Origin of the sequence: Photobacterium sp. GB-72 (genome assembly GCF_003026095.1) — a bacterium.
Classification (GTDB): Bacteria; Pseudomonadota; Gammaproteobacteria; order Enterobacterales; family Vibrionaceae; genus Photobacterium.
Genome location: NZ_PYNV01000004.1, coordinates 139,364 through 159,339 on the forward strand (window position 1 = coordinate 139,364; position 19,976 = coordinate 159,339).

Consider the following 19,976-nt stretch of genomic DNA (forward strand, 5'->3'; position numbering starts at 1 on the left):
ATACCTAAAAACGAAGTTAGACCTAGTCGCGACATTGTTAGTAGATTATCAACGAAAGGATAGATCGCATGTCTGAAGTCATGAAAAGTGACGTGGATGTACTGGAAACTCAAGATTGGTTAGAAGCACTTGAATCAGTAGTCCGTGAAGAAGGTGTAGAACGCGCACAGTTCTTACTTGAGCAAGTATTAGAAAAAGCTCGTTTAGATGGTGTAGATATGCCGACTGGCGTAAACACAAACTACATCAACACAATTCCAGCAGCACAAGAACCCGCGTATCCAGGTGATGTAACATTAGAGCGTCGTATCCGTTCTATCATCCGTTGGAACGCAATCATGATCGTTCTACGTGCATCTAAGAAAGATTTAGACTTAGGCGGCCACATGGCTTCTTACCAGTCTGCTTCTGCTTTTTACGAAGTATGTTTCAACCACTTCTTCCGTGCGCCTAACGATGTTGATGGCGGTGATTTGGTTTACTACCAAGGTCACATTTCTCCAGGAATTTACTCTCGTGCGTTTGTTGAAGGTCGTCTAACTGAAGAGCAGCTAGATAACTTCCGTCAAGAAGTTGATGGTAAAGGTATTCCTTCATACCCACACCCTAAACTAATGCCTGAATTCTGGCAGTTCCCAACGGTTTCTATGGGCCTAGGTCCAATTTCTGCGATCTACCAAGCGCGTTTCCTTAAGTATTTAGAAGGTCGTGGCCTTAAAGATACTTCAGCTCAGCGCGTATACGCGTTCTTGGGCGATGGTGAGATGGATGAGCCAGAATCACGTGGTGCTATTTCTTTCGCTGCGCGTGAGAAACTAGACAACCTATGTTTCCTTATCAACTGTAACCTACAGCGTCTAGACGGCCCAGTAATGGGTAACGGTAAGATCATTCAAGAGCTTGAAGGTCTATTTAAAGGTGCTGGTTGGAACGTTGTTAAAGTGATCTGGGGTAACAACTGGGATGCACTACTAGCAAAAGATACGACGGGTAAGCTTCTACAGCTTATGAACGAGACTATCGATGGTGACTACCAAACGTTCAAATCTAAAGATGGCGCTTACGTACGTGAGCATTTCTTTGGTAAGTACCCAGAAACTGCAGCACTTGTTTCTGACATGACTGATGAGCAAATCTTCGAGCTGAAGCGTGGTGGTCACGATTCTTCGAAACTATTTGCAGCATTTAACAATGCAAAAGAAACAAGCGGTAAGCCAACGGTGATCCTAGCTAAGACTGTTAAAGGTTACGGTATGGGTGAAGCGGCTGAAGGTAAGAACATCGCTCACGGTGTTAAGAAGATGGACATGACTCACGTTCAATACTTACGTGATCGTCTAGGTCTACAAGATCTTATCTCTGAAGAAGATCTTAAGGCTCTGCCTTACCTAAAACTGGAAGAAGGCTCTGCTGAGTACAACTACTTACACGCTCGTCGTGATGCGCTACACGGTTACACACCTAAGCGTAGTCCTAAGTTTACTCAAGAATTTAAAGTGCCTGAGCTTGATGCATTTGCGCCACTACTAAGTGAGCAGAAGCGTGAAATTTCAACCACTATGGCTTATGTTCGTGCGCTAAATATTCTTCTTAAAGATAAAGCAATCGGTAAGAACATCGTGCCAATTATCTGTGATGAAGCGCGTACGTTCGGTATGGAAGGTCTGTTCCGTCAGGTTGGTATCTACAACCCAGATGGCCAAACTTACACACCAGAAGATAAAGGCATTGTTTCTTTCTACAAAGAAGCAACATCTGGTCAGGTACTTCAAGAAGGTATCAACGAACTAGGTTCAATGGCATCTTGGGTTGCTGCTGCAACATCTTACAGCACCAACGATCTTCCAATGATCCCATTCTACATCTACTACTCAATGTTCGGTTTCCAACGTATTGGTGACATGGCATGGCTAGCAGGTGACCAACAAGCACGTGGCTTCCTACTAGGCGCTACTGCTGGTCGTACAACACTGAACGGTGAAGGTCTACAGCACGAAGATGGCCACAGTCATATTCTTGCAAACACAGTACCTAACTGTATCTCTTACGATCCAACGTTTGCTTACGAGCTAGCGGTTATCATGCAAGACGGTATTCGTCGCATGTACGGTGAAAATCAAGAGAACATTTACTACTACCTAACAGTAATGAACGAAAACTACGCAATGCCAGCAATGCCAGAAGGCGCTGAAGCAGGTATTCGTAAGGGTATTTACAAGCTTGAGTCTCACGCTGGTGATAAGTCTAAAGTTCAGTTAATGAGCTCTGGTACTATCATGAACGAAGTACGTAAAGCGGCACAGATCCTAAGTGAAGAGTACGGTGTAGCGTCTGATGTTTACTCTGTAACATCATTCAACGAACTAACTCGTGATGGTCAAGATTGTGAGCGTTACAACATGCTTCACCCAACTGCAGAGAAGAAGGTTCCTTACCTAACAACTGCAATGGGTTCTGAGCCTGCAATCGCTGCAACGGACTACATGAAGAACTACGCAGAACAAGTACGTGCATTCATGCCATCTGAGTCTTACAAGGTTCTTGGTACTGATGGTTTCGGTCGTTCTGATAGCCGTGCAAACCTACGTCGTCACTTCGAAGTGAATGCTGGCTACGTTGTTGTTGCTGCACTTTCTGAACTCGCTAAACGTGGCGATATTGATAACGCTGTAGTTGTAGATGCAATTGCTAAGTTCGATATCGACGCTGACAAGATCAACCCGCTATACGCATAAGAGGCAAATTAAAAATGGCAATCGAAATTAATGTACCAGACATCGGTGCGGATGAGGTTGAAGTAACTGAGATTCTTGTTAGCGTTGGCGACAAGGTTGAAGAAGAGCAATCACTGATCACTGTTGAAGGCGATAAAGCTTCAATGGAAGTTCCTGCTTCTCAAGCGGGTATCGTTAAAGAAATCAAAGTTGCTGAAGGCGACACGGTTTCTACTGGTTCTCTAATCATGATTTTCGAAGCCGAGGGTGCAGCTGAAGCTGCACCTGCTCCTGTGGCTGAAGCAGCGCCTGCTGCTCCAGCTCCAGCAGCAGCGGCTGAACTGAAAGAAGTTCATGTTCCAGATATCGGTGGTGATGAAGTTGAATGTACTGAAATCATGGTATCTGTTGGCGATACAGTAGAAGAAGAGCAATCTCTAATTACTGTTGAAGGTGACAAGGCTTCTATGGAAGTGCCTGCACCATTCGCTGGTACAGTTAAAGAAATCAAAATTGTAGAAGGCGATAAGGTTTCTACTGGTTCTTTAATCATGGTATTTGAAGTGGCCGGCACTCCGGTGGCTGGCTCTGCACCTGTTGCTCAAGCAGCAGCGCCTGCTCCAGCAGCACCTGCAGCATCTGCAGCGAAAGAAGTTAACGTTCCTGATATCGGTGGTGACGAAGTAGAAGTTACTGAAATCATGGTATCTGTTGGCGATACAGTGGAAGAAGAGCAATCGCTAATCACTGTTGAAGGTGACAAGGCTTCTATGGAAGTGCCTGCACCATTCGCTGGTACAGTTAAAGAAATCAAGATCGCAGAAGGCGATAAGGTTTCTACTGGCTCACTAATCATGGTATTTGAAGTGGCTGGCACTCCGGTTGCTGGTGCAGCACCTGCAGCGGCTCCTGTGGCTCAAGCGGCAGCGCCTGCTCCTGCAGCAGCACCTGCGGCGGCTCCAGCAAAAACTGAAGCGCCTGCTGCAACAGGTGATTTCGTTGAAAACAACGAATACGCACACGCATCACCAGTTGTTCGTCGTCTAGCTCGTGAGTTCGGTGTTAACCTTGCGAAAGTTAAAGGTACTGGCCGTAAGAACCGCGTTCTTAAAGAAGACGTACAAAACTTCGTTAAAGATGCACTTAAGCGTCTTGAGTCTGGTGCAGCAGCTTCTGCGTCAGGTAAAGGCGATGGCGCAGCGCTTGGTCTACTACCTTGGCCGAAAGTTGATTTCAGCAAGTTTGGTGAGACTGAAGTTAAGCCACTATCTCGCATTAAGAAGATCTCTGGCGCTAACCTACACCGTAACTGGGTAATGATCCCTCACGTTACACAGTGGGATAACGCAGATATCACTGCGCTTGAAGCATTCCGTAAAGAGCAAAACGCGATTGAAGCGAAGAAAGACTCTGGCATGAAGATCACACCACTTGTGTTCATCATGAAAGCGGCTGCTAAAGCACTTGAAGCATTCCCTTCATTCAACTCTTCTCTATCTGACGATGGCGAGAGCTTGATCCTGAAGAAATACGTGAACATCGGTATCGCAGTCGATACGCCAAACGGCCTAGTTGTTCCTGTATTTAAAGATGTGAACAAGAAAGGTATCTACGAGCTATCTGAAGAGCTAATGGCTATTTCTAAGAAAGCACGTGCTGGTAAGCTAACTGCATCTGATATGCAAGGCGGCTGTTTCACTATCTCAAGCCTTGGTGGCTTAGGTGGTACTGCATTCACACCAATCGTGAACGCACCAGAAGTAGGTATCCTAGGTGTATCTAAGTCTGAAATGAAACCAGTATGGAACGGTAAAGAGTTCGAACCGCGTCTACAACTTCCATTATCACTATCATACGATCACCGTGTGATTGATGGTGCTGAAGGTGCGCGCTTCATCACTTACCTAAATGGCTGTCTATCAGACATCCGTCGTTTAGTACTTTAAGGTTTCACATCCACAACGCCATGCCTACAATGCGTAGGCATGGAATTGTTGTGTAGCTCACAGGCTGCAGTAATTTATTTTTCACTCTGTTAACAGGTCTGTAGACTTGTTGTCCATCTGAAAGATAAACGTATATAAATACGTAAAAGTTACCTGATAGCTTGTTAGGGATATAAGACTTACAACGAGGTCATAATGAGTAAAGAAATTAAAGCCCAGGTAGTGGTGTTGGGTTCAGGCCCTGCTGGTTACTCTGCTGCATTCCGTTGCGCTGACTTAGGTCTAGATACGGTTCTAATTGAAAAATTCAACACACTAGGTGGTGTATGTCTTAACGTGGGTTGTATCCCATCAAAAGCATTACTTCACGTAGCGAAAGTTATCGAAGAAGCAAAAGCAATGGCTGAGCACGGCGTTGTTTTTGGTGAACCACAAACAGACATCGATAAGATCCGTCTGTGGAAAGATAAGGTAATTACTCAGCTAACTGGCGGTCTTGGCGGTATGGCTAAGATGCGTAAAGTTAATGTTGTGAACGGTTACGGTAAATTTACTGGCCCTAACAGCATTGTTGTTGAAGGTGCTGATGGCCCAACAACGGTTAACTTTGATAACGCGATTATCGCGGCGGGCTCTCGCCCAATCGAACTACCATTCATTCCGCATGAAGACCCACGTATTTGGGATTCAACAGATGCGCTAGAGCTTAAAGAAGTTCCTGAGAAGTTACTTGTTATGGGCGGCGGTATCATCGGTCTTGAAATGGGTACGGTTTACCACGCGCTAGGTTCTCAAATCGACGTTGTTGAGATGTTCGATCAAGTGATCCCAGCTGCGGATAAAGATATCGTTAAAGTATTTACTAAGCGTATCGCGAAGAAATTCAACCTGATGCTTGAAACGAAAGTAACAGCTGTTGAAGCAAAAGAAGACGGTATTTATGTAACGATGGAAGGCAAAAAAGCACCTGCTGAGCCTGTTCGTTACGATGCTGTTCTTGTTGCTATCGGTCGTGTACCAAACGGTAAACTGATTGACGCTGAAAAAGCGGGTATCAATGTTGATGAGCGTGGCTTTATTAACGTTGATAAGCAAATGCGTACTAACGTTGCTCACATTCACGCAATTGGTGATGTTGTTGGTCAACCAATGTTGGCTCACAAAGGTGTGCATGAAGGTCACGTAGCGGCTGAAGTTATTTCTGGTAAGAAGCACTACTTCGATCCTAAAGTTATTCCTTCAATTGCTTACACTGAGCCAGAAGTTGCGTGGGTTGGTAAGACTGAGAAAGAAGCGAAAGCGGAAGGCATCAACTACGAAGTTGCTACATTCCCATGGGCGGCATCAGGCCGTGCTATCGCATCTGATTGTGCTGATGGTATGACGAAGATGATCTTCGACAAAGACACGCACCGTGTGATCGGTGGTGCTATCGTAGGTACTAACGGTGGTGAACTACTTGGTGAAATCGGTCTAGCGATCGAGATGGGTTGTGATGCTGAAGATATCGCATTAACTATCCACGCTCACCCAACACTACACGAATCAGTAGGTCTTGCTGCTGAAGTATTTGAAGGCTCTATCACTGACCTTCCAAATGCAAAAGCGGTAAAGCGTAAGAAGTAATTACTACTTGTTATGATAATAAAAAAGCGCCTAAGGGCGCTTTTTTGTTGTCTGCTGTTTAGCATTGCTAACATTTAATTTCAGGTTACAACTTAAACGTACCGACCATGTCATCAGGACGTTGTGATAGTTGACGTAATGCTTGGCTTGAATCAGCTAATTGCGCGGCTGTTTCTGCGGTTAGCTGAGTGGTTTCATTTATCTCTTCAATATTACAATTAATGTCTTGTACCACGGTTGACTGCTCTTCTGTCGCGGTAGCCACTTGGGTATTCATATCGGCAATTAAACTAATACGCTCAGAAATCGACACTAAAGCAACAGATGCTTGATCAGAAGCTGATACCCCATTTTCAGACAGCTGACGGCTTTGCTCCATCGCAACCACGGCATTGGATGCTTCTTGCTGGAGGCGGTTGATCATCGCTTGGATCTCGTCGGTAGAATCGGCAGTACGACTAGCAAGATTACGCACTTCATCGGCCACGACCGCAACCCCTCGTCCTTGTTCACCAGCACGTGCTGCTTCAATAGCGGCATTGAGGGCAAGTAGGTTAGTTTGTTCTGAGATCCCACGGATCACATCTAAAATACTACCAATCGACTGGGTATTACTTGCCAGTGAGTCAATAACATCGCTGACTTGGCTAATATCCGATGACAGTTGATTTATGGTATTACGTGCTTCGCCAACAACGGTTTGACCATCATGGATTTGATACTTAAATGTTTGTAATTCATAAAACGGCTTATATTTATGAGCAAATGAGCAGACCATGCACAACGTGACAACGCAATACTGATCAATGAAATGAAAATACGCCGTTATGTATCTGCAAATTTGTTACAAAACTTTAGTGATTTACGTCACTAAATATGACCTGTAGCTAAAAAAGAGAAAATAAAACTAATGTGAAACAAGCGTCTTTTATTTTATGCGTTATAAATATTGAGGATCGCTTTACACATTATGAACAAAGAATTTTCCTAAAATGTGAATGTTGTAAAAAAGCAGTAGTTTTTAAGTTTACGTTAAAAATGGTATAATACTGCACAGTTTTGGTCTCTCCTAAAGGGTTTTGGCTCTGACAATGTTCAGCAAAACATGATTATAAGAATCTAGAGATCACTCACTTCCAAGGATGTTTGGCCTATGGTGCCAGACCGTAATATGAGGAATATGTCGTGCTTGAAGCCTACCGTAAACACGTCGAAGAGCGTGCTGCTGAAGGGGTTGTTGCTAAACCATTGGATGCTGAACAGGTTGCCGCTCTTGTTGAGTTACTAAAAAATCCGCCAGCAGGCGAAGAAAGTGTTCTGCTGGATCTACTAGAAAATCGTATTCCCCCGGGCGTTGATGAAGCGGCATACGTAAAAGCGGGTTTCCTTGCTGCGATCACTAAAGGTGACGCGCAATCACCTATCGTAAGTAAAGAAAAAGCCGCAGAGTTACTCGGCACAATGCAAGGTGGTTACAATATCGAACCACTTATTTCTTTGCTTGATGATGACACGCTAGCTCCGATTTCAGTTAAAGCGTTATCTCATACATTATTGATGTTTGATGCGTTCTACGATGTAGAAGAAAAAGCAAAAGCAGGCAATGTATTTGCTCAGCAAGTTCTCCAATCATGGGCTGATGCTGAGTGGTTCCTATCTAAACCAGCATTGGCTGAAAAAATCACCCTGACTGTATTTAAAGTCACAGGTGAGACCAACACCGATGACTTATCACCAGCACCTGATGCATGGTCTCGTCCAGATATCCCACTTCACGCGCTTGCGATGCTGAAAAATGAACGTGAAGGTATCGTGCCTGATCAACAAGGCTCTGTGGGTCCGATCAAGCAAATCGAAGCGTTAAAAGAAAAAGGTCATCAGCTTGTTTATGTTGGTGATGTTGTAGGTACAGGCTCTTCTCGTAAGTCTGCGACTAACTCTGTGCTTTGGTTCATGGGCGATGATATCCCTTATGTACCGAACAAGCGTGCGGGTGGTTATGTTTTAGGTGGCAAGATCGCTCCTATCTTCTTTAATACGATGGAAGATGCAGGCGCACTACCGATTGAAGTTGATGTAACTCAACTCGCGATGGGTGATGTGATTGATGTGTACCCATTTAAAGGTGAAGTTCGTCGTCACGAAAGTGATGAGCTAGTGTCTACTTTTGGGCTAAAAACGGATGTGCTGATTGATGAAGTACGTGCGGGTGGTCGTATTCCATTGATCATTGGTCGTGGCCTAACCGATCGTGCGCGCCAATCATTGGGTTTACCATCATCGGATATTTTCCGTCGTCCTGTTGCGGTTGAAGATAGCGGTAAGGGTTATACTTTAGCGCAGAAGATGGTAGGTAAAGCATGTGGTGTTGAAGGCGTTCGCCCAGGCACTTACTGTGAGCCTAAGATGACAACGGTAGGTTCGCAAGATACCACAGGTCCTATGACTCGTGATGAATTAAAAGACTTAGCATGTCTTGGTTTCTCTGCTGAACTTACGATGCAGTCGTTCTGTCATACCTCGGCTTATCCGAAACCGATTGATGTTAATACTCACCACACATTACCTGATTTTATTATGAATCGTGGTGGTGTATCACTTCGTCCGGGTGATGGTGTTATTCACTCATGGCTAAACCGTATGCTACTGCCTGATACCGTAGGTACAGGTGGTGACTCACATACCCGTTTCCCATTAGGTATTTCATTCCCAGCTGGTTCTGGCCTTGTCGCTTTTGCTGCGGCAACAGGTGTTATGCCGTTAGATATGCCTGAATCTATTCTGGTTCGCTTTAAAGGTGAGATGCAAGAAGGGATCACGCTACGTGATCTGGTTCATGCGATCCCATACTACGCGATTCAGCAAGGTCTACTGACCGTTGAGAAAGCAGGTAAGATCAACGAATTCTCTGGTCGAGTACTGGAGATCGAAGGTGTTGAGCACCTAACGGTTGAGCAAGCATTTGAGCTATCAGACGCATCGGCAGAGCGTAGTGCGGCAGGTTGTACGGTTAAGCTTTCTGAAGAATCGATTGCAGAATACTTAAATTCAAACATCGTGATGCTGAAGTGGATGATTTCTGAAGGTTATGGCGATCGTCGTACCATTGAGCGTCGTATTACTGCGATGGAAGAGTGGTTAGCCAATCCTGAGCTAATGACCGCAGATAGCGATGCTGAATACGCACACGTGATTGAAATTGACTTGGCAGATATCAATCAGCCAATTCTATGTGCGCCAAATGATCCTGATGATGCGCGTTTATTGTCTGACGTTCAAGGTACACAAATTGATGAAGTGTTTATCGGTTCATGTATGACGAACATTGGCCACTTCCGTGCAGCAGGTAAACTGCTAGAGAAATTTGGTGGTCAGCTAGATACACGTTTGTGGGTCGCACCACCAACGAAGATGGATAAAGATCAGCTAACGGAAGAAGGCTACTACGGTATCTTTGGTCGTGCTGGGGTTCGTATTGAAACGCCGGGATGTTCACTGTGTATGGGTAACCAAGCACGTGTTGCAGATAAGGCGACAGTGATGTCGACATCAACCCGTAACTTCCCGAACCGTTTAGGTACAGGCGCGAATGTTTACCTCTCATCAGCAGAGCTTGCAGCTGTTGGCGCTATTTTAGGTCGTATTCCAACGAAGGAAGAATACCTAGAATACGCGAAACAAATTGATGCAACAGCGGCGGATACTTACCGTTACTTAAACTTCCACCGTATGGAAGATTACACTAAGAAAGCGGATGAAGTGATCATTCAACAACCAGCTTAGTCATTGTGCTTAGTTGTTGATTAAATAATAAAAAACGCCTCGAATATTCGAGGCGTTTTTTGTTGGTATGGAAAAAGTTTTTATTAGCGACCTAAGGTGTAAATCGCTGCGACATTACGTGCTGTGAGCTCAACGTTAATTGCAGCTTCTGCAAGTGCTTCAGCTAAACTTACCGAGCGTGGTACGACACTGAATACCGCATCAATACCGTGCTCATAAACAACATCACAGTCATAAGATAAACATCCTGCAATACCAATGACAGGTTTGTTAAAACGCTTGGCCGTACGTGCCACACCAATCGGGGTTTTACCGTGAATCGTTTGGCTATCAATGCGGCCTTCACCAGTGATCACTAAATCAGCGTCTTTTAATACATCTGCTAAATTGACCGCATCCATAACGATTTCTATCCCTGGGCGTAACTGTGCGTTAAATAGTCCAAGTAAAGCAGCTCCCATACCGCCAGCAGCCCCTGCACCTGCCATGTCTTTTACATCAGTACCTAAATCGCGTTTAATGATTTCTGCATAATGGGCGAGGTTGCTATCGAGTTGCACTACCATCTCAGGTGTTGCACCTTTCTGTGGGCCAAATACCTGAGATGCACCTTTTTCTCCACACAGTGGGTTATCGACATCACAGGCAACTTCTAATTTGACCTGAGCAAGACGAGGGTCGATATTACTAATATCAATATGGTGTAAGCGAGCTAACGCACCGCCGCCGAAGCAAATTGGGTTGTTGTTTTCATCCTGTAGACGTATCCCCAACGCTTGTGCCATCCCGATACCACCATCGTTAGTTGCGCTACCACCGATACCGACGATGATGTGTTCAACTCCTTTATCTAATGCTGCGAGAATTAATTCACCAGTCCCAAAGCTGTTGGTTAACATGGGGTTTCGCTGCTCAGGGCTAACAAGATGTAAACCGGAAGCTGCAGCCATTTCAATAATCGCGGTTTTTCCATCCCCCATTAAGCCGAAGAAGCCATTCACTTGTTCGCCTAACGGTCCTGTTACTGTGCACTCAATAATGCGACCGTTGCTAGCATCCACCAATGATTGAACTGTGCCTTCACCACCATCAGCCATGGGAAGCTTTATGTATTCAGCGTTTGGTAATACTTGGCGGAAACCGTTTTCAATCGCGGTAGCCACTTCCATTGCCGTTAAGCTTTCTTTGTAAGAATCAGGAGCAATAATAATTTTCATAATAATGAGCTCTAAACGAAGAGAAGGAATACGAGCATTTTTGTTATGGTTACGTCATTGTGTAGCACGATTTGCGTCTACTTGTGGTATTGAGTTGCATTTCTTGAGTAGATCCTGACAATGGGCGGCAGCATATAGGCTGTATTTTATCAGCTTATTAAAGCAAGAAGATCATCTATGAGGAACGAAAGGTATGGACTACGAATTTAAAAAAAATACCTTGGACGGTACTTATCACGCTATTTTCTCTATGGGTCATGAAGTATTGGGTCGTTGGATCATTGAAGAAATAGGTAAGGATACCGAGAAGCTCGATCTCATCATGGATCAACTTAGTGCAATGAAAAACAGTAGCCAAGAATGGCGTTTAGTGGGGGAGGAATTAACCCTATTATTGCAAGATAATGAAGCCTTGGTTCAAGCTAACTGTTTGTTTTCAGAAGAAGAGGAAGACTTTGAAGAGGATTTTCATTTCTATGATGAAGAAAGTCTTTCTGTTTGTGGTTTTGAAGATCTTGAGCAAGTGTTAGAAGGTTGGCGTACTTTTATTGCGCGTTTTTAATTTTCTTATCGAGCTTTAAAAATAGAATTGATTTGAGGCGTTTTTATGCTTCATGTTAGTGAGGAGGCTGCACTGTGATGGTGCAGCCTTTTTTCGTTAATTTTCTTTAAATATCTTAAGCTATTGAATTTTAATGTAAATAAAAGTTGGCACAATGCTTGTTTGTTAAATAACTGTAAACATCAAGGATTGGGTATTTGAGGAGCAAGCAATGAAGATAATTAACGCCATTATTAAGCCATTTAAATTAGACGACGTACGTGAAGCATTAGCCGATGTCGGTGTAGAAGGTATGACCGTCTCGGAAGTCAAAGGATTTGGCCGACAGAAAGGGCATACAGAGCTTTACCGTGGTGCTGAATATCAGGTTGATTTTTTACCTAAGGTGAAAATTGAAATTGCAACGCAAGCTCAGAATTTAGATGCCATTGTTGAAGCTATCAGCAATGCCGCACAAACCGGGAAAATCGGTGACGGCAAAATTTTTGTTTACGATCTTGAGCACGCGGTACGTATTCGTACCGGTGAAGTGGACACAGAAGCACTGTAGTTCACAACAATAAAAGAATTGATGAATTGGGTTATTAGGGGAAGACGACCATGGAATTATCAACAACAGTAATAGAATTACGTTATGCGTTAGACACATTTTTCTTTTTGCTCTCTGGCGCATTAGTGATGTGGATGGCGGCAGGTTTTGCGATGTTAGAAGCAGGCCTTGTACGTTCGAAAAACACCACTGAAATTTTAACTAAAAATATTTGTTTATACGCTATCGCTTGTACCATGTATCTACTGGTTGGTTACAACATTATGTATGTCGATAATAGTGCGGGTGGTTGGTTACCCTCGTTTGGAGCATTAATTGGTACGCAAGCTGAAGGCGCTGATCACTCTTTAGAATCTGACTTCTTTTTCCAAGTTGTCTTCGTTGCGACTGCGATGTCTGTTGTTTCTGGTGCGGTAGCTGAACGTATGAAGCTATGGTCATTCTTAATCTTTTCTGTAGTGCTAACAGCGGTTATCTATCCTGTAGAAGGTTACTGGACATGGGGTGGTGGTTTCCTATCAGAAGCAGGCTTTAGCGACTTTGCAGGTTCAGGTATTGTACATATGGCAGGAGCTGCAGCAGCACTAGCGGGTGTATTGTTACTGGGAGCACGTAAAGGTAAGTATGGTAAAAATGGCGAGATTTACCCAATTCCGGGTTCAAACATGCCACTTGCGACATTAGGTACATTTATTCTGTGGTTCGGTTGGTTTGGTTTCAACGGCGGTTCACAGTTAATGGTATCTGACTTTGAAAACGCAACGGCTGTTGGTCAAATTTTCCTAAATACGAATGCCGCAGCTGCCGCTGGTGCCATTGCAGCACTAGCAGTATGTAAAACAACATGGGGTAAAGCTGATTTAACTATGGTGTTAAACGGCGCGTTAGCCGGTCTTGTAGCTATCACGGCAGATCCATTATCGCCATCACCTGTTGCTGCGTTAATTATTGGCGTGGTTGCTGGTGCATTAGTTGTGTTTAGTATCATTGCGCTTGATAAAGTGAAGATTGATGATCCAGTAGGCGCGATTTCAGTACACGGTGTATGTGGTTTATTTGGTCTAATGGTCGTGCCATTTAGTAATGCTGATGCAAGCTTTATGACTCAGTTATTTGGTGCTGCGGTTATCTTCGGTTGGGTGTTTGCAGCAAGTTTAGCGGTATGGGGTGTACTAAAAGTCACGGTTGGTATTCGCGTAACAGAAGAGGAAGAACTGGAAGGTATGGATTCACATGATTGTGGTGTTGATGCTTACCCAGAATTTGTTAGCGTGAAATAAAATGTAAGCAATTGATTAATTTGTAGATAAAAACTCGCCACCTAGAAATGGGTGGCGAGTTTTATTTTTGATTGTAATAAATTGTAACTACTGGATTGCGAAGGTAAGTGTTTTACGTATAATGAATCTTATTGAGAAACGTTATCATTACATTTTGCATTTAAGGGAATAATCAATGAAAAAGCTTTTAGCTTCAGCAATCCTTATGGGTTTAGCCGCTCCTCAAGTTGCCACTGCGGCTGAAGAGGTTAATGTTTATTCATACCGCCAACCTTTCTTAGTTGAGCCTATGTTTAACGAATTCACAAAAGAAACTGGTATTAAAGTTAATGTGAAGTTTGCTAAAAAAGGTCTTGCTGAAAAGCTTGAGCAAGAAGGTGAATACAGCCCTGCTGATGTTGTCCTAACAACCGATATTAGCCGTTTGGTAGAGCTATCTGATAAGAAATTAGTTCAGCCAGTGGATAGCAAGCTGATTGATGGTAATGTTCCTGCACAGTTTCGTGATAACGAAGATGAGTGGTTTGCTCTAACATTGCGTACGCGAAACGTATATTCATCAAAAGATCGTGTAGGTAAGCTACCAGCGTCTTTTGATTATGCTGATTTAGCAAAGCCTGAGTGGAAAGGTAAAATTTGTACACGTTCAGGTAAGCACCCATACAATGTTTCACTCGTTTCATCGATGATTGCACATTACGGCGAAGCAGAAACGAAAACATGGTTAGAAGGTGTGAAAGCAAACCTTGCTCGTAAACCTCAAGGTAACGACCGTGGACAAGTTAAAGCGGTTAAAGAAGGCCTATGTGATTTAGCGATTGGTAACAGCTACTACCTAGGTAAGATGGTTAACGATGAAAACCAAAAACCATGGGCTGAAGCGGTTTATATTAATTTCCCAGGCCAAGAAGGTAATGGTACGCACGTTAACGTAAGTGGAATGGCAATGGCGAAATACGCGCCAAACCAAGCTAACGCACTTAAGTTAATGGAATTCTTAACGTCTGATAAAGCACAAGAAATGTACGCTGAAGTGAACTATGAATACCCAGTTAAAGAGGGTGTGAAGCGCTCAGAGCTTGTGGCATCTTGGGGTGATTTTAAAGCTGACGATGTATCACTAGACAAGATTGCACAGTACCACAATGCAGCAACAAAACTGCTGGATGAAGTGAAGTTTGATCTGTAATTAGTTACAAAATAAATGGGGTGCTAAGCCCCATTTTTGCATCATGCTTGGTAAATTTCACAATAAGTTGTGGTAGTTTCCTCTTCCCATCACTAGGGAATGTCGATACTTAATCTTGCCGTTTTTCTTATGGTTGAGATATTGGAAAATACTAAGTAGTAGTCAATGAAAGAAAAGTTTTTGTTCTGGAAAGCCGGTAGTTGGACCTTTGCTCTGCTACTGGTTTTTCCCATTCTGGCAATATTTTTTACTGCAATGGGTAATTCAGATGAGGTGTTTGGTCACCTAATGAATACGGTGATGCCTACCTATGCCTTTAATACTGTTGCTTTAGTTTTTGGCACGGTACTGTTATCTCTGTGCTTCGGTCTTCCTACTGCTTGGTTAATGGCAATGTGCCGCTTACCAACTGAAAAAACACTTCAATGGGCACTTGTTTTACCTTTAGCTATGCCCGGCTATATTGTTGGTTACCTCTATACTAATTGGTTTGACTACGCGGGCCCAATTCAGATTTTTTTACGTAGTATGTTCGGCTGGCAGCATGTTAGTGACTACTGGTTTCCTGACCTTCGCTCATTAGGCGGGGCATGTTTTGTTTTAGCATTAGTACTGTATCCTTATATTTATCTTCTTGTTCGTGCTGCTTTTATGGAGCAGAGCGTCAGCTTATTGCAATCAGCACGTTTGCTTCGTTGCACACCCTGGGAAAGTTTCCGCCGCATTTCACTGCCGTTAGCACGTCCGGCTATTGCTGTTGGTGTGTCGCTTGTGGCGATGGAAGCATTAGGAGATTTTGGTACGGTTAGTTACTTTGCCGTTAATACACTAACGACAGCGGTTTATGATACGTGGCTAGGTTATTCTAATCTTTATGCTGCCGCGAAAATCTCAGCCATCATGTTGCTTGTTATTTTCTTTTTGATCAGTTGTGAGCGTTTCAGTCGTCGTAAGCAAAAGATGTTTCAACATCAATGCGATAACGATGGGGATGTTAAGTACAACTTAAGAGGATGGAAAAAGTGGCTAGCACTCGTATGGTGTTGGGGGCTTGTTGGCTGTGCTTTTATTTTTCCTCTGCTACAACTGGGTTATTACGCTGTTGAGTATTTTAGCCAAAGTTGGACACCTGAATTTAAACAGTACAGCTTAAATAGCTTATTTGTCTCGATTACTGCTGCTGTTATAGCGGTAATGTTAGGGCTTTTGGTTAACTTTTATCGACGCCTTGATGGTAACGGTCTTAGCCAAATACCAATCCGTTTATCGTCATTAGGCTACGCAGTACCGGGTACTGTGTTGGCGATAGGGGTGATGATCCCACTAACCAGTGCTGATCATCTGGTTAATGATATTGCGATGAGCCTAGGGCTAGGTCGTCCGGGGTTAATTTTCTCAGGCACGATATTCGCGATTATTTTTGCCTTTGTGGTCCGTTTTGCTGCCGTTGCGATTGGTAGCATTGAAACAAGTTTAACTAAAGTATCGCCATCATTAGATATGGCGTCGAAAACCATGGGTTATGCCTCAACGGCGATGTTGAGAAAAGTCCATTTGCCGTTAATACGTCGGGGTTGTTTAATTGCGGGGTTACTGGTGTTTATTGAGTCGATGAAAGAGCTCAATGCAGCTTTGTTGCTGCGGCCATTTAATTTTGAAACCTTAGCGACTTACGTATTTAATTTTGCGTCAGATGAACAGCTAGAGCTAGCTGCATTACCGGCTATTTTGCTGGTGGTTGTGGGTTTAATTCCCTTGGTATTGGTTAACCGATCTTTGGAGCAAAAGAACTAATGAAACATGCATTATCTGTCAGCGGCTTAACCTGTAGTTACCATGGTCAGGCTGTGTTGCAAGACTTATCGTTAGCGGTTAACTCAGGTGAGATCGTTTGTCTGCTAGGCGCAAGTGGCTGTGGTAAGACAACGCTGTTAAAAGCGATTGCAGGATTGCTGCCTTTAGAACAAGGCTTAATGTCGATTAATGGGCGGACAATTGTTGATAAGCAGCAATGGGTACCACCAGAAAAACGTAATATTGGGATGATTTTCCAAGACTATGCCTTGTTCCCGCATTTAACCGTGGCGCAAAATATTGCCTTTGGTCTACGCCATTGGGATAAAGCCCGTACAGACGCCAAGATCCAAGAAATGTTAACCTTGGTGCATTTAACAGGGTTAGAGGATCGTTATCCACACCAATTATCAGGAGGACAACAGCAACGTGTCGCGATTGCTCGGGCACTGGCGTGTGAGCCTGATTTGATTTTGTTAGATGAGCCATTTTCTAACATAGATACACAAGTACGACATAGTTTGATTCGTGATATTCGAAAAATCTTTAAAGCGCAGGGAGTGACAGCGATCTTTGTTACCCATAGCCGTGAAGAAGCTTTCGCTTTTGCTGATAAAATGGCAGTAATGAATCATGGTGTGATTGAACAATTTGGTAGTGCTACAGAGTTGTATTATCAGCCAAGTAGTCGATTTGTTGCTGATTTCCTCGGTACCGGGTCTTACCTTCCAGCGACGGTAAAAAATCAAACGCGTTTGCTGACACCATTAGGTGAGTTAGCGTTAGCGTCTAATGAAACGTTACTTGATGAGACGTCTGTTGATTGGCTATTAAGGCCACAAAACTTGCGTGTCATGCTACAAAACGATGGTGATGGTGAAATTATCGAACAACAATTCATGGGAGATAGCTGTCGTTACACGGTTGATTTTTCAGGTTATAAATTGATTGTTAATTCAAATTTATTGATGAATGTTGGCGATCGTGTTGCAGTTGAAGTTGAGCCCCATTTACCAGTGGTGTTTGCGGTTGCGTAGCTGTTTGCAAAGAGATAGTTGAGCTCAATAATAATAAAGCCTGCATGATGCAGGCTTTATTATTTATGCACTTGAATTAGCGATTTAAAGCTAATGCTTCAAGGTAGATTTCAGCTTGTTCTTGGAGTGCAGTTTGATCTGGCAGTAAATTAGCTTGGATATAAATTACGTAACAAATACCGTGTAATAATTTCGCTAAATCATCGGCTTTTTGTGCGGTAGTAATTTCACCATTATCGATAGCTTGGGCAAACGCATCACGTACTTTATGAAGGTTATTACGGTTGGTTTCAACAAATTGTGGCCATACTTCATCACGTACCGAAGTACTCCATTCAAACCATACTTTAATCCAATCTTGTTGCTCTAAAACTGTATCGATAAGATTGTGACTTATACAGGTTAAACGTGCATGCAGTGTCTTGTTTTTATCACCCAAACATTCTTCTAGTAATGCACTAAACTCGTTTTCAACTTCAATGAGTACTTGTTCAACCAGTGACTCACGGGTTGGAAAGTAATTAAACACAGTTGCAACGGAAACGTTTGCCATTTCAGCGATATCAGCATGCCCTGCACGACCGATACCTCTTCTGGCAAAAACTTCTAATGAGTAATCAAGAAGTTGTTGTCTTCTCTTTTCAGGTGAAAGACGAGTACGGGTTTTTTTTGTAATCGTATCCATAATTAATAATCCCTAGCCTAAGAATAAAAACTGTTTATGCATCTGCTTTAATAAAGCTAGGTTACATAATAAACAACTGTTCGGCAAATATAACTAATCTAAAGTGTTTCGGATTATTGACACTATTGATTAAATAACCATTATTTCAAAGGAGTGGTACAATGCGATTCCTTTGAAATAAGTAGCCTGTGATGGCTAGTGCAGTCGCACAAGTGGAGAAGAAAATGAAACATACAATTGAAGTAATGATTTCTGAGCAGGAAGTTCAAGAACGTGTTAAAGAGCTAGGCAAGCAAATTACTGAGTGTTACAAAGATTCAAAAGATCTAGTGATGGTAGGTTTATTGCGTGGTTCTTTTGTGTTCATGGCAGATCTTGCACGTGCGATTGACTTGCCTCATGAAGTCGATTTTATGACTGCATCAAGCTACGGTAATACGATGGAAAGTAGTCGTGATGTGCGGATTTTGAAAGATCTTGATGATGACATCAAAGGCAAAGATGTACTGCTGGTAGAAGATATTATCGATACCGGTAATACATTACATAAAGTGTACGAGATCTTATCGCTGCGTGAACCTAACTCGATTCGTATCTGTACCTTACTTGATAAGCCAGAGCGTCGTGAAGTGGACGTGAAAGTTGATTGGCACGGTTTTGTTATTCCTGATGAATTCGTTGTGGGTGTCGGTATCGACTACGCACAAAAATACCGTCATTTACCTTTCATTGGTAAAGTGGTTCCGGAATAAAAAAAAAGCGACCTGATGGTCGCTTTTTTTATCATGATCGATTCTAAAGCTTAGTTAGTTTTTTCAGTAATATGATCATTGATAGACTGTTCTAACGGTGGCAGCAGTGAAGACATTGCCGATTGGTAGCCGACTTCAAGCGTTTCACGACTGGTTGAGGTAACACCAAGATCTTTAAGTACGCCATTGCTTGTACTATAGATCCAACCATGAATCTTCACTTCTTGTCCGCGTTCCCATGCTTGCTGCAAAATGGTTGAGTTACCCAAGTTATAGACTTGCGAGGCTACGTTAATTTCAGATAATTTATCATCCCACTCTTGGCGAGGAAGGGCACCTAAATCAGTACGGTGCTTTAAGTAAAGGTCGCGAATATGCAGTAGCCAGTTATTGATTAAACCTAGCTGTGGGTTTTCAATGGCAGCGGTAACGCCACCACAGCCATAGTGACCACAGATAATAATATGTTTTACCTTCAGTACATCAACAGCATACTGAACCACGGATAAACAGTTAAGATCGGTGTGGATCACTTGGTTGGCTACATTTCGGTGGACGAATAATTCACCAGAGACAAGTCCCGTTAAACGTTCTGCGGGAACACGACTGTCTGAACAACCGATCCAAAGGTATTGTGGATGTTGTCCTTTTGCCAGTTCGGTAAAGTAGTCAGGATCTTCATTTTTAATGTTCTCTGACCAAGATAGGTTGTTTGCGAAGAGCTGCTTAATATCTGCCATGATGATACCTTATATTGATATGTTCCTTACTATACACAAGCTTCGCTAATAGCAAATCGGATTAGTGATAGATAATTAATAATTCCTTTTAATTTTGTAAC

The 19,976-nt window shown here is 43.1% G+C and carries 14 protein-coding genes and 1 pseudogene; 11 read left to right on the forward strand and 4 right to left on the reverse strand.

Going from position 1 to position 19,976, the window contains the following annotated elements; translation table 11 throughout:
- Positions 1-68 precede the first annotated feature (68 nt).
- The 3 genes from aceE (at position 69) to lpdA (ending at position 6,286) form a co-directional block, all read left to right on the forward strand.
- Positions 69-2,735, forward strand: coding sequence for a pyruvate dehydrogenase (acetyl-transferring), homodimeric type (gene aceE, locus C9J40_RS07265; protein WP_107206568.1), 2,667 nt, complete (start codon positions 69-71; stop codon positions 2,733-2,735).
- A 14-nt stretch (positions 2,736-2,749) separates the two neighbouring features.
- Positions 2,750-4,660, forward strand: coding sequence for a pyruvate dehydrogenase complex dihydrolipoyllysine-residue acetyltransferase (gene aceF, locus C9J40_RS07270; protein WP_107246346.1), 1,911 nt, complete (start codon positions 2,750-2,752; stop codon positions 4,658-4,660).
- 195 nt (positions 4,661-4,855) lie between these two features.
- Positions 4,856-6,286 (forward strand): dihydrolipoyl dehydrogenase, encoded by a 1,431-nt coding sequence (lpdA, locus tag C9J40_RS07275; protein WP_107206570.1) that lies wholly within the window; start codon positions 4,856-4,858, stop codon positions 6,284-6,286.
- An 85-nt stretch (positions 6,287-6,371) separates the two neighbouring features.
- Here the strand turns inward: lpdA and C9J40_RS07280 are convergent.
- A pseudogene (locus C9J40_RS07280) lies at positions 6,372-6,992 on the reverse strand (methyl-accepting chemotaxis protein); the annotation flags it as partial.
- A 479-nt stretch (positions 6,993-7,471) separates the two neighbouring features.
- Between C9J40_RS07280 and acnB the strand changes: the two are divergent.
- Positions 7,472-10,069, forward strand: coding sequence for a bifunctional aconitate hydratase 2/2-methylisocitrate dehydratase (gene acnB, locus C9J40_RS07285; protein ID WP_107246347.1), 2,598 nt, complete (start codon positions 7,472-7,474; stop codon positions 10,067-10,069).
- 83 nt (positions 10,070-10,152) lie between these two features.
- Here the strand turns inward: acnB and C9J40_RS07290 are convergent, their stop codons facing one another.
- The gene (locus C9J40_RS07290) at positions 10,153-11,286 is read right to left on the reverse strand and encodes a glycerate kinase (protein ID WP_107246349.1); all 1,134 of its coding nucleotides are present in this window, start codon (positions 11,284-11,286) and stop codon (positions 10,153-10,155) included.
- A gap of 193 nt (positions 11,287-11,479) precedes the next feature.
- On the opposite strand from C9J40_RS07290, the gene C9J40_RS07295 reads away from it, so the two are divergent.
- The 6 genes from C9J40_RS07295 to C9J40_RS07320 all read left to right on the forward strand — a co-directional run bounded on the left by C9J40_RS07295 (position 11,480) and on the right by C9J40_RS07320 (position 17,698).
- Positions 11,480-11,848 (forward strand): YacL family protein, encoded by a 369-nt coding sequence (locus C9J40_RS07295; protein ID WP_005371287.1) that lies wholly within the window; start codon positions 11,480-11,482, stop codon positions 11,846-11,848.
- 211 nt (positions 11,849-12,059) lie between these two features.
- Positions 12,060-12,398: a P-II family nitrogen regulator gene (locus C9J40_RS07300; RefSeq protein WP_008987933.1), complete on the forward strand. Its 339-nt coding sequence runs from the start codon at positions 12,060-12,062 to the stop codon at positions 12,396-12,398.
- Between the two features lie 50 nt (positions 12,399-12,448).
- Positions 12,449-13,678 (forward strand): ammonium transporter, encoded by a 1,230-nt coding sequence (locus tag C9J40_RS07305; RefSeq protein ID WP_107206573.1) that lies wholly within the window; start codon positions 12,449-12,451, stop codon positions 13,676-13,678.
- Between the two features lie 175 nt (positions 13,679-13,853).
- Positions 13,854-14,867: a Fe(3+) ABC transporter substrate-binding protein gene (locus C9J40_RS07310; protein ID WP_107206574.1), complete on the forward strand. Its 1,014-nt coding sequence runs from the start codon at positions 13,854-13,856 to the stop codon at positions 14,865-14,867.
- A 165-nt stretch (positions 14,868-15,032) separates the two neighbouring features.
- Positions 15,033-16,661 carry an iron ABC transporter permease gene (locus C9J40_RS07315; RefSeq protein ID WP_107246350.1) on the forward strand — a complete coding sequence of 543 codons (1,629 nt, stop codon included), beginning with the start codon at positions 15,033-15,035 and terminating at the stop codon, positions 16,659-16,661.
- Positions 16,661-17,698 (forward strand): ABC transporter ATP-binding protein, encoded by a 1,038-nt coding sequence (locus tag C9J40_RS07320; RefSeq protein WP_107206576.1) that lies wholly within the window; start codon positions 16,661-16,663, stop codon positions 17,696-17,698. The genes C9J40_RS07315 and C9J40_RS07320 overlap by 1 nt, the downstream gene beginning before the upstream one ends.
- 76 nt (positions 17,699-17,774) lie before the next feature.
- Here C9J40_RS07320 and C9J40_RS07325 read toward each other — a convergent pair whose 3' ends face one another.
- A complete protein-coding gene (locus C9J40_RS07325; protein ID WP_107206577.1) occupies positions 17,775-18,383 on the reverse strand; it encodes a TetR/AcrR family transcriptional regulator in 609 nt (202 codons plus the stop codon).
- 224 nt (positions 18,384-18,607) lie between these two features.
- On the opposite strand from C9J40_RS07325, the gene hpt reads away from it, so the two are divergent.
- On the forward strand, positions 18,608-19,135 hold the full coding sequence (hpt, locus tag C9J40_RS07330; protein ID WP_107206578.1) for a hypoxanthine phosphoribosyltransferase: 528 nt from the start codon (positions 18,608-18,610) through the stop codon (positions 19,133-19,135).
- Positions 19,136-19,185: 50 nt separating this feature from the next.
- On the opposite strand, the gene can is transcribed toward hpt, so the two are convergent.
- On the reverse strand, positions 19,186-19,875 hold the full coding sequence (gene can, locus C9J40_RS07335; RefSeq protein ID WP_105060977.1) for a carbonate dehydratase: 690 nt from the start codon (positions 19,873-19,875) through the stop codon (positions 19,186-19,188).
- Positions 19,876-19,976 lie beyond the last annotated feature (101 nt).